This is a genomic window from Sphingobium sp. TomTYG72 (genome assembly GCF_055394715.1).
Window position 1 is genome coordinate 19,302 of record NZ_AP027338.1, and the last position, 8,603, is coordinate 27,904.

The following is an 8,603-nucleotide window of genomic DNA, read 5'->3' on the forward strand; positions in this document are numbered from 1 at the left end:
GGCAAGTGGGTATCTGCGAAGGACGTGTTGCGATCGTGACCGGGGCGGGCAATGGCCTTGGCAAAGCCTATGCGCTGGGCCTCGCCGCAGAAGGCTGCAAGGTCGTGGTCAATGACCTTGGCGTCGGCACCCATGGCGAGGCAGGCGCGACCAAGGGCGCAGCCGAGCAGGTGGTGGACGAGATCCGCGCGATGGGCGGGGAAGCCGTCGCCAACACCGACGACGTCGCCGAATGGGAATCGGGCAAGCGCATGGTCGAGCAAGCCCTCGACAGCTTCGGCGCGCTTCATGCCGTGGTCAACAATGCAGGCTTCGTGCGCGACCGCATGTTCTTCACCTGCTCCCCTGAAGAATGGGACGCGGTGATCCGCGTCCATCTGCGCGGCCATTTCTGCACGAGCCGCCATGCCGCTGAATATTGGCGGGCGCAGTCGAAGGCCGGCAATCCGGTCGATGCGCGCATCATCAACACGACCTCGGGCGCAGGCCTGCAGGGCTCGGTCGGCCAGTCGGCTTATTCGACGGCCAAGGGCGGCATCGCGACGCTCACCCTGGTGCAGGCCGCCGAGCTTGGCCGCCTTGGCATCACCGCCAATGCCCTTGCCCCCAACGCCCGCACCCGCATGACCAATACCGGCGCGTTCGACATGGACGCCAAGGAAGGCGAGTTCGACCTGTTCGCGCCGGAAAATATGGCGCCGCTGGTCGCCTATCTCGTCTCCGAACAGTCGAAGGGGGTGACCGGCCAGGTCTTTGAACTCAAGGGCGGCCAGGTCGTCCTCTCGCAGGGGTGGACCGACAGCCCTGCCTTCGACAAGGGCGCGCGGATTGAAGCGAGCGAAATGGACGCGATCGTGCGCGGGCTCCTCCAGACCCGCGAGCCTGCAAAGCCCGTCTACGGAGCCGCCTGATGGACTTCGCGCTCAGCGACGACCAGCGCGCGATCCAGGAAGCCGCGCGCGACTTCCTGACCGACGCCGCCAACCCGGACGTCATCCGCGCCGCCGTCGAAGGGACGAGCGGCTTTGACGAGAGCCTGTGGTCGAGCCTTGGCGAAATGGGCTTTGCCGGGCTGATGATCCCCGAGGCCCAAGGCGGCCTTGGCCTTGGCGCTGTCGAAATGGCGCTGGTGCTCGAGGAAACCGGCCGGGTGCTCGCACCCGTGCCCTTCTTCGAAACCGCCGTGCTCGCCGTGCAGGCGGTGCTCGCCGCAGGCAGCGAAGAGCAGAAGGCGGCGCTGCTGCCCCGCTTGGCGTCAGGCACCCGCGCCAGCTTCGCGGGCACCGCAAGCCGCCCGACCCTGTCGAACGGCAAGCTGACCGGCACGGCGGAGTTCGCAACCTTCGCCCATGTCGCCGAGTTGATCGTCATCGCCACCGCCGACGACAGCCTCGTCGTCCTCGAAGCGGACACCCCCGGCCTCACCATCGAAGCACTCCCCAGCCTCGACCGCACCCGCCGCTTTGCCACCCTCACCTTCGATTGCGACGTGAGCGATGCCATGATCCTCGGCGCGCCCGGCAGCGCGGCCGCCGCGATCGCACGCACCCTCACCATCGGCGCGGGCCTGCTCGCCGCCGAACAGACCGGCGGCATGCAGTACAGCCTCGACGCCACCGTCGATTATGCCAAGCAGCGCGTCCAGTTCGGCCGCCTCATCGGCTCGTTCCAGGCCTACAAGCATATGCTCGCCGACATGATGCTGCTGGTCGAAGCCTCGCGCTCGGCCGCTTATTATGCCGCCGCCGCGATCGACGAAAATGGCGAGGAACTGGCCGAAGCCGCCCATGCCGCCCGCGCCTATGTGTCCGACGCCTATCGCTCGGTCGCGGGCGACGCGATCCAGCTCCATGGCGGCATCGGCTTCACCTGGGAACATCACGCCCATCTCTATTTCAAGCGCGCGCGCGCCACCGCCAGCTGGCTCGGCACGCCGGACCAGCATCGCGAAGCGCTCGCACAGATCATCATGAAGGACGCCGCATGACCCCGACCTCGCCTGTTCCCCCCTATCCGACCCCGCTGGGCATGCTCAAGGGCAAGACCGTGGTCGTGACCGCCGCCGCTGGCACCGGCATCGGCTTTGCCGCCGCCAAGCGCGCGGCTGAAGAAGGGGCCAAGCTCCTCATCAGCGACTTCCACGAACGCCGTCTCAACGAAGCGGCCGACCGTATCGCCGACGAAGTGGGCTGCGAGCGCCCCGCCCTGTTCGTGTGCGACGTCACCAGCGAAGAGGCGGTACAGGGTCTGCGCGATGCCTCGCTCGCCGCATTGGGCAAGGTCGATGTCCTCATCAACAATGCGGGCCTGGGCGGCGAGGCCGATATCATCGACATGACCGACGAGCAGTGGGCGCGCGTGTTCGACGTCACCTTGACCTCGCTGTTCCGCATGACCCGCGCGTTCCTGCCAAGCATGTACGCCAACAAGTCCGGCGTCATGGTCAACAACGCCTCGGTGCTGGGCTGGCGCGCGCAAAAAGGCCAGGCCCATTATGCCGCCGCGAAAGCCGGGGTCATGGCCTTCACCCGCTGCGCCGCGATCGAGGCGGCTGAACATGGCGTGCGCATCAATGCGGTCTCACCAAGCCTTGCCATGCACCCGTTCCTTGCCAAGGTGACGACGCAGGAAGCCCTCGACAAGCTGGTTGAGAAGGAAGCCTTCAAGCGCCCCGCCGAGGTCTGGGAAATCGCCAATGTCATGATGTTCCTTGCCTCTGATCTCTCCTCCTACATGACCGGCGAGATCGTCGCGGTCTCCAGCCAGAGGGCCTGATGGCAACCATCTTCGAAACGCCGCGCGCGCTGCTGGGGCAGGAGGGCGTCAAGCTCGACACCGCCGATTGGCTCACCATCGACCAGTCACGCATCGACGCCTTTGCCGACTGCACAGGCGACCATCAGTGGATCCATGTCGATCCGGTACGCGCCAAGGACGGCCCCTTCGGCGCGACCATCGCGCATGGCTATCTGACGCTCAGCCTCGTCAACCTGTTCATGCCGCAGATCGTCGAGGTCCGCCGCTTCTCCGCAGGGGTCAATGTCGGCATGGACAAGACCCGCTTCCTCAGTCCAGTGGTCGTGGGCTCGCGCATTCGCGGCACCGGCGAGATCGTCTCGGTCGAGGAAGTGAAGGGCGGCGCGATACAGGCCGTGATCCGCGTCACCGTCGAGATCGAGGGTAAGGACAAGCCCGCCTGCGTGGTCGATACCATCAACCGCTATTTTCCGGAAAGCTGAGCTTGGGCGCAGTAATCGCCCTCTGCCTTCTCGCCGCCAATCCCGTTGGAGCCAAAACCATGCCTGATCCCGTCAAAATGGAAGCCGCCGTCCACGCCTATGTCGCCGCGTTCGAAGCAGGCAGCGCCGACCAGGTGGCCGCCCTCTATGCCGCAGACGCGACGGTCGAGGACCCGATCGGCTCACCCATCCACCATGGCCGCGAGGCGATCCGCGCCTTCTATGCCGAGTCCATGAAGACCGGCGCGAAATTGAAGCTCGAAGGCCCCGTCCGGGTCGCGGGCGATTATGCGGTGTTCCCCTTCTCGGTGAACCTGAACTATGATGGTGGGGCCAAGCGCATCGACGTCATCGACACCTTCCGCTTCAACGACGCCAATGAAGTGACCGAAATGCGCGCCTATTGGGGTCCCACCAACATGCACGGCTTTTAATCCAAGGATCGATACACATGCGTGAAGCAGCCATCATCTCCACCGCGCGCACCGGCGTCGGCAAAGCCTATCGCGGCGCGTTCAACGACACCGAAGCGCCGTTCATGTCCTCCCATGTCGTGGACGCCGCCATCGCCCGCGCCGGGATCGATCCCGCCCGCGTCGATGACGTGTATCTCGGCGTTGCCAACCAGTGGAACACGCAAAGCTACAATGTCGGCCGCCTGACCGTCCACGGATCGGTCCTGCCCGACACCACCGCGGGGTTCTCGATGGACCGCAAATGCTCGTCCGGCCTCAACGCGCTCGCCTTCGCGGCGCGCGGCATCATCGCCAACGAGATCGACTGCGCCGTCTCGGGCGGCGTCGAGAATGTCTCGCTCACCATCGACAAACATTATCCCGCGTTCCGCAACCGCTCCGAGTTCATCAAGGCGCGCGATCCCAACGCCTATATGGTGATGATCGAGACCGCCGAGATCGTCGCTGAACGCTATGGCATTTCGCGCGAGGATCAGGACCGGTTCGCAGCGCAATCGCAGCAGCGCGCCGCCGCCGCCCAGGAAGCAGGCAAGTTCGATGACGAGATCGTGCCGATCACGGTCACCAAGGCCCTGTTCGACAAGGAAGGCAATGAGACCGGCAAGGAAGAGCTGACCCTGACCAAGGACGAGGGCATCCGCGCGGGCACCACTTACGAGAAGCTCGCGGAATTGAAGCCCGTGTTCAAGAACGGCTCGGTCATCAAGGAAGGCAAGCATGTCACCGCCGGCAATGCCAGCCAGCTGTCCGACGGCGCCTCGGCGCAGGTGGTCATGGACCTTGCCACCGCGCAGAAGGAGGGTCTCCCCATCCTCGGCATCTATCGGGGGTTCCAGGTCGCAGGCTGCGGCGCGGACGAGATGGGCATCGGCCCGGTGTTCGCCATCCCCAAGCTGCTCGAGCGCACCGGTCTCAAGATCGACGACATTGGCCTGTGGGAATTGAACGAAGCCTTTGCCAACCAGGCGATCTACTGCCAGCGCACGCTGGGCATCGATCCGGACAAGCTCAACGTCAATGGCGGCGGCATCGCCATAGGCCATCCCTTCGCCATGACCGGCTCGCGCCTCGTTGGCCACGCCCTGATCGAAGGCAAGCGTCGCGGCGTCAAATATGTGGTCGTCTCCATGTGCGTCGCGGGCGGCATGGGCGCGGCCGGTCTGTTCGAGGTCGCCTGATCCATGCAACTCGCCTTCGCCCCTGAACTCAAAGCCTTCCGTGAGGAGGCCGCGAGCTGGCTCAACGAACAGCTCGCAGGCCCGTTCAAGTCCATTCGCGGCCAGACCAACCAGGTCGACAATGTCGAGGAGCGCCGCGCCTGGGAAGCGGCGCTTGGGGCGGCGCGCTGGAGCGTCGTGGGCTGGCCTGAGCAATGGGGCGGGCGCAACGCCTCGATCGCGCAGCAGATCATCTTCGCCGAGGAATATGCCCGCGCTAAGGGTCCGCCGCGCGCCGGGCATCTCGGGGTCGAACTGCTCGGCCCCACCCTGCTCGCCATGGGCAATGAGGAGCAGAAGGCCCGGTTCCTCCCCGACATCGCCCATGGCCGCGCCATCTGGTGCCAGGGCTATTCCGAACCCGGCGCGGGCTCCGACCTCGCCAATGTCAAGACCAAGGCCCGCCTCGAAGGCGACCGCTACATCATCGATGGCCAGAAGATCTGGACCTCGATGGGCACCATCGCCGACTGGTGCTTCGTCGTTGCCCGCACCACGCCCGGCAGCGTCGGCAACAAGGGCCTCTCGTTCCTCATGGTCCCGATGGACCAGCCCGGGGTCGATGCCCGCCCGATCCGCCAGATGACCGGCGAGGCCGAGTTTGCCGAGGTGTTCTTCGATGGCGCGCAGGCGCTCGCGATCGACCGCATCGGCGAAGAAGGCGAAGGCTGGAAGGTCGCCATGGCCCTGCTTGGCTTTGAACGCGGCGTCTCCACCCTCGCCCAGCAGATGCAGTTCAAGAACGAACTCGACGAGATCATCGCCATCGCCAAAGCCAACGGCAAGGCCAGCGACCCGCTCATCCGCCAGAAGATCGCCACCGCCCATGCGGGCCTCAAGATCATGCGCTATAACGGCCTGCGCATGCTCTCCGATGGCGAAGGCGCAGACCTCTCCGGCGCCGCTTACACCTACAAACTCTACTGGTCCCGCTGGCACGTCGCCCTCGGCGACCTCGCCATGGAGGTCATGGGCCAAACCGGCGAAATCGGCGTCAACGACGAACGCATGGGTCCCCTCACAACCATGCACCTCATGTCTCGATCCGATACCATCTACGCCGGAACAGACCAAATCCAGCGCAACATCATCGCTGAACGCGGATTAGCTATGCCTCGGGAACCGAGGGGGTGAGGAATAAGCTCCGGCGGCCACATGTAGAGCCGCCGGAGCCACCCGATCAGATGATCTTCGATTCTTGCAGTTCGGCGATGCGCGCTTCGTCATAGCCAAGCTCACCCAGAACCTCGGCGCTATGTTCGCCCAGAAGCGGCGGCGCGCGGCGGATCGTCGCCGGCGACTCCGACATATTAGCCAGCGGACTTCCGATCAGATCGACCGTACCGGCCTCCGCCCAGGGATGCGGCGTCGTCACCCGAAGGCCGCGATGCTGGATCTGCGGATCTTCCCAAACCTCAGGCAGCTCATTGTAACGCGCGGCGGGAATGCTCACCTCATCGAACTTCGCCTGAAGCTCTTCCGAAGTGAACCCACGGCTCCATTCATTGATGATGTCCATCAACTCCAGCCGGTTCAACTTGCCGCGCTTGAAATTCTCATCGAAGCGGGGGTCCTGATATAGCTCAGGCTGGCCCATCAGCACCGTCAAGCGCCGCCAATGCTCGTCACCGCCAGCGGTGAGATACAGCATGCCATCCTTGGTATGGATGAGATCGGCAGGGCCACCGCCATTGCCGCCATTGCCCAGGCGCGGCGGGACCACGCCACTCAGCAAATAATCCTGCATGATATGGCTGACCATCGCCACCGAACTATCCAGAAGGGCGATATCGATATGCTGCCCTTCACCAGTCTGGTTACGATGCTGGAGTGCCGCCAATATGGAAATGGCGACATTATGGCCGGTGATGAAATCAACGAGGCTCGGTCCCGCCTTGAGCGGCCCGGCTCCCGGCTGCCCATCCGGAATGCCGGTGACGGCCATCATCCCGCCCGTCGCCTGAAACAAACCATCATAGCCCGGCCGCGCAGCCATTGGCCCCGTCTGGCCAAAGCCTGTAACCGAACAATAGATAAGGCGCGGGTTGATCGTCTTCAGGCTCTCATAATCCAGCCCGAACCGCTTGAGATCACCAACCTTGTAATTTTCAATCAGGATGTCGGCCGTTTCCACCAGCTTACGCAGGATTTCCTGCCCCTCGGGCTTGCTATGGTTCAGCGTGATCGACCGCTTGTTACGGTTAGCCGCCGTGAAAAACCCCGCCTGACGGACATTCATCCCGTCCTTGCCCTTAACCTCGGCAGACCATATACACGGCCGTCGTCTCCAACGCCCGGACGTTCCACCTTGATCACGTCAGCGCCGAGGTCGCCCAATATCTGCGCGCCCACGGGTCCGGCCAGCACGCGAGTCATGTCGATGACGCGGATGCCTTCGAGGGCTGCCTTCTTATTGCTCATAGTCGCCTGCCCCTCCAAATTGATATGCGTAGCATTGGGCGGCCCTTTATCCACTTTTCCGTCAAAGCGCCAGACGACAGGCCGCGAAACTTGCAGCCGAACGGCGAAAAATCTGCTGTTTCAAAACAGCGGAAATGGCTGGATCGCCCGCCATCACGCAAAGGGCGCCAGGGCCGGTGAGGATCAGCCGCACCAGATCCGCCTGCCCCTTCGCCCCCGTCTTTTCATATATCCGCTTGGAATAGTTACGCGCCGTTTCCGTGGTCAGATTAAGCTGCTCACCCGCTCCAACGATGCTCTCGCCCAAACTCAGCGCGTGAGCGAGTGCCGCCTCGCTGCCCGACAAACCAATGCAGCGCCGCCAAAGTCCCGCCGCCGCCTGCGCAGGTTCGCGACGGGCGGTACGCGCTATGCCGATCACAGCGGGCAAGGCGCACGGTTCGCTCAGCGCTAGGTCCGACTTGCGCAGCAGCAGGTCGATATCCCTGCTATCGTCGATCCGGATTACCCGCGTCGCGCCCGGCGGCGCCGACGCCATTTCCGCGCAGGCCGGTTGAGCGCATGGGTAGCGTCGGGCAACAACTGCAACCGCCGCTCCGGACTTGGCCCGGCTGATCGTAAAGGCCAGAATCGCCTCGGCCGCAGGATCAGCGGCCATCACCCGACCGCCCCAATCGAACGCCAGTTGCGCAACGCCTAGCCGAGAAAGCGCGCCCTGCGCCATGGCAACCTGCAAGCGCGCCTCGATCAATGCCACCAGCGTCCGCAGCGCCGCGGCGAAATGCGGGGCAATGCTCGACAGCACGGCAACGGCAGACGCAGAAAAATCCTCCCGCTCTCTCACCAGCAGGAAATGTGCATCGGCCACCCGCCCGCCGCCACGCGCAGCCATCGGCCATAGCGAATGTTCATTTCATTCAACGCCTCGCGCTGCCGCGCCAGTTCATCCCGCGTCATCATAATTCAGCATCTCGTCCAGCGCATAGGACGCGCCCGGACGCAGCGATTCCATTAAGGATGCAGGCGCAAGGCTTCCAGACGCCGGAAATCCAGAGGCGGTCTGCGACGCACGCGGGGCGGCGATGTGGATGACGGTCGGTTCCTGCTCAGGCATGGCATTGGCCAGTGAGACGATCAGGAAAGCCCGCCGCGCATAGGTGCGGCCCACCAGATTGCGGATGAAGGCGCCAAAAGGCGGGCTTTCATGAATCCCATCCACCAGCGGCAGGAAACAGCTCATTCTGATCAGC

General features: G+C 64.2%; 10 protein-coding genes and 1 pseudogene. 7 read left to right on the top strand and 4 right to left on the bottom strand.

All coding sequences use genetic code 11. The annotated features are described in order from the left end of the window. Positions 1 to 5 precede the first annotated feature (5 nt). The 7 genes from ACZ5U1_RS17755 to ACZ5U1_RS17785 are packed head-to-tail and all read left to right on the top strand — an operon-like array spanning position 6 to position 6,066. Positions 6 to 911 carry an SDR family oxidoreductase gene (locus ACZ5U1_RS17755; protein ID WP_464780111.1) on the top strand — a complete coding sequence of 302 codons (906 nt, stop codon included), beginning with the start codon at positions 6 to 8 and terminating at the stop codon, positions 909 to 911. Beyond that, on the top strand, positions 911 to 1,987 hold the full coding sequence (locus ACZ5U1_RS17760; RefSeq protein ID WP_464780110.1) for an acyl-CoA dehydrogenase family protein: 1,077 nt from the start codon (positions 911 to 913) through the stop codon (positions 1,985 to 1,987). Before ACZ5U1_RS17755 ends, ACZ5U1_RS17760 begins: the two co-directional genes overlap by 1 nt. Then, positions 1,984 to 2,775: an SDR family oxidoreductase gene (locus ACZ5U1_RS17765; protein WP_464780109.1), complete on the top strand. Its 792-nt coding sequence runs from the start codon at positions 1,984 to 1,986 to the stop codon at positions 2,773 to 2,775. Before ACZ5U1_RS17760 ends, ACZ5U1_RS17765 begins: the two co-directional genes overlap by 4 nt. Continuing rightward, positions 2,775 to 3,239 (top strand): MaoC family dehydratase, encoded by a 465-nt coding sequence (locus ACZ5U1_RS17770; RefSeq protein WP_464780108.1) that lies wholly within the window; start codon positions 2,775 to 2,777, stop codon positions 3,237 to 3,239. The genes ACZ5U1_RS17765 and ACZ5U1_RS17770 overlap by 1 nt, the downstream gene beginning before the upstream one ends. 59 nt (positions 3,240 to 3,298) lie before the next feature. Then, positions 3,299 to 3,673 (top strand): nuclear transport factor 2 family protein, encoded by a 375-nt coding sequence (locus tag ACZ5U1_RS17775; protein WP_464780107.1) that lies wholly within the window; start codon positions 3,299 to 3,301, stop codon positions 3,671 to 3,673. Between the two features lie 17 nt (positions 3,674 to 3,690). After that, on the top strand, positions 3,691 to 4,893 hold the full coding sequence (locus ACZ5U1_RS17780) for an acetyl-CoA C-acyltransferase (protein ID WP_464780106.1): 1,203 nt from the start codon (positions 3,691 to 3,693) through the stop codon (positions 4,891 to 4,893). 3 nt (positions 4,894 to 4,896) lie between these two features. After that, positions 4,897 to 6,066: an acyl-CoA dehydrogenase family protein gene (locus ACZ5U1_RS17785; RefSeq protein WP_464780105.1), complete on the top strand. Its 1,170-nt coding sequence runs from the start codon at positions 4,897 to 4,899 to the stop codon at positions 6,064 to 6,066. Positions 6,067 to 6,112: 46 nt separating this feature from the next. Here the strand turns inward: ACZ5U1_RS17785 and ACZ5U1_RS17790 are convergent, their stop codons facing one another. The 4 genes and pseudogenes from ACZ5U1_RS17790 to ACZ5U1_RS17805 all read right to left on the bottom strand — a co-directional run. Beyond that, on the bottom strand, positions 6,113 to 7,171 hold the full coding sequence (locus ACZ5U1_RS17790; protein ID WP_464780839.1) for a CaiB/BaiF CoA transferase family protein: 1,059 nt from the start codon (positions 7,169 to 7,171) through the stop codon (positions 6,113 to 6,115). After that, positions 7,168 to 7,353 (bottom strand): CoA transferase, encoded by a 186-nt coding sequence (locus ACZ5U1_RS17795; RefSeq protein ID WP_464780840.1) that lies wholly within the window; start codon positions 7,351 to 7,353, stop codon positions 7,168 to 7,170. Before ACZ5U1_RS17795 ends, ACZ5U1_RS17790 begins: the two co-directional genes overlap by 4 nt. Positions 7,354 to 7,414: 61 nt before the next feature. Then, on the bottom strand, positions 7,415 to 8,245 hold the full coding sequence (locus ACZ5U1_RS17800) for a helix-turn-helix transcriptional regulator (RefSeq protein ID WP_464780841.1): 831 nt from the start codon (positions 8,243 to 8,245) through the stop codon (positions 7,415 to 7,417). A gap of 51 nt (positions 8,246 to 8,296) precedes the next feature. Next, positions 8,297 to 8,603 (bottom strand): annotated as a pseudogene (locus tag ACZ5U1_RS17805) (helix-turn-helix transcriptional regulator); the annotation flags it as partial.

What these genes read in the sequence shown, in the direction of transcription:
- ACZ5U1_RS17795 (WP_464780840.1), bottom strand. Translation starts at nt 7,353, where the DNA reads ATGAGCAATAAGAAGGCAGCCCTCGAAGGCATCCGCGTCATCGACATG.
- ACZ5U1_RS17765 (WP_464780109.1), top strand. Translation starts at nt 1,984, where the DNA reads ATGACCCCGACCTCGCCTGTTCCCCCCTATCCGACCCCGCTGGGCATG.
- ACZ5U1_RS17775 (WP_464780107.1), top strand. Translation starts at nt 3,299, where the DNA reads ATGCCTGATCCCGTCAAAATGGAAGCCGCCGTCCACGCCTATGTCGCC.
- ACZ5U1_RS17780 (WP_464780106.1), top strand. Translation starts at nt 3,691, where the DNA reads ATGCGTGAAGCAGCCATCATCTCCACCGCGCGCACCGGCGTCGGCAAA.
- ACZ5U1_RS17790 (WP_464780839.1), bottom strand. Translation starts at nt 7,171, where the DNA reads ATGAATGTCCGTCAGGCGGGGTTTTTCACGGCGGCTAACCGTAACAAG.
- ACZ5U1_RS17770 (WP_464780108.1), top strand. Translation starts at nt 2,775, where the DNA reads ATGGCAACCATCTTCGAAACGCCGCGCGCGCTGCTGGGGCAGGAGGGC.
- ACZ5U1_RS17760 (WP_464780110.1), top strand. Translation starts at nt 911, where the DNA reads ATGGACTTCGCGCTCAGCGACGACCAGCGCGCGATCCAGGAAGCCGCG.
- ACZ5U1_RS17785 (WP_464780105.1), top strand. Translation starts at nt 4,897, where the DNA reads ATGCAACTCGCCTTCGCCCCTGAACTCAAAGCCTTCCGTGAGGAGGCC.
- ACZ5U1_RS17800 (WP_464780841.1), bottom strand. Translation starts at nt 8,245, where the DNA reads ATGGCTGCGCGTGGCGGCGGGCGGGTGGCCGATGCACATTTCCTGCTG.